The organism is Streptomyces sp. URMC 127 (assembly GCF_051386535.1).
In the GTDB taxonomy this organism is placed as follows: Bacteria; Actinomycetota; Actinomycetes; order Streptomycetales; family Streptomycetaceae; genus Streptomyces.
In genome coordinates, this window is sequence record NZ_JBPQTW010000449.1 from 1 (window position 1) to 1,205 (window position 1,205).

Below are 1,205 nucleotides of genomic sequence, written 5' to 3' on the forward strand. Positions count from 1 at the left end.
TGAGCTGGGGGTGGCCGCAGAGACCAGCGAGAAGCGACTGTTTACTAAAAACACAGGTCCGTGCGAAGCCGTAAGGCGATGTATACGGACTGACGCCTGCCCGGTGCTGGAACGTTAAGGGGACCGGTTAGCTCTGATTCGTCGGGGCGAAGCTGAGAACTTAAGCGCCAGTAAACGGCGGTGGTAACTATAACCATCCTAAGGTAGCGAAATTCCTTGTCGGGTAAGTTCCGACCTGCACGAATGGCGTAACGACTTCTCGACTGTCTCAACCATAGGCCCGGTGAAATTGCACTACGAGTAAAGATGCTCGTTTCGCGCAGCAGGACGGAAAGACCCCGGGACCTTTACTACAGCTTGATATTGGTGTTCGGTTCGGCTTGTGTAGGATAGGTGGGAGACTGTGAAGCATGCACGCCAGTGTGTGTGGAGTCGTCGTTGAAATACCACTCTGGTCGTGCTGGATGTCTAACCTGGGTCCGTGATCCGGATCAGGGACAGTGTCTGGTGGGTAGTTTAACTGGGGCGGTTGCCTCCTAAAGGGTAACGGAGGCGCCCAAAGGTTCCCTCAGCCTGGTTGGCAATCAGGTGTTGAGTGTAAGTGCACAAGGGAGCTTGACTGTGAGACCGACGGGTCGAGCAGGGACGAAAGTCGGGACTAGTGATCCGGCGGTGGCTTGTGGAAGCGCCGTCGCTCAACGGATAAAAGGTACCCCGGGGATAACAGGCTGATCTTCCCCAAGAGTCCATATCGACGGGATGGTTTGGCACCTCGATGTCGGCTCGTCGCATCCTGGGGCTGGAGTCGGTCCCAAGGGTTGGGCTGTTCGCCCATTAAAGCGGTACGCGAGCTGGGTTTAGAACGTCGTGAGACAGTTCGGTCCCTATCCGCTGTGCGCGTAGGAGTCTTGAGAAGGGCTGTCCCTAGTACGAGAGGACCGGGACGGACGAACCTCTGGTGTGCCAGTTGTCCTGCCAAGGGCATGGCTGGTTGGCTACGTTCGGGAGGGATAACCGCTGAAAGCATCTAAGCGGGAAGCCTGCTTCGAGATGAGGACTCCCACCCACTTGATGGGGTAAGGCTCCCAGTAGACGACTGGGTTGATAGGCCAGGTGTGGAAGACCGGTAACGGTTGGAGCTGACTGGTACTAATAGGCCGAGGGCTTGTCCTCAGTTGCTCGCGTCCACTGTGTTAGTTCTGAAG

General features: G+C 56.6%; 1 rRNA gene. It reads left to right on the top strand.

The window, feature by feature from the left end:
- Positions 1-1,173 (top strand): 23S ribosomal RNA (locus ACSNOH_RS34835); the annotation flags it as partial.
- Positions 1,174-1,205: the final 32 nt, after the last annotated feature.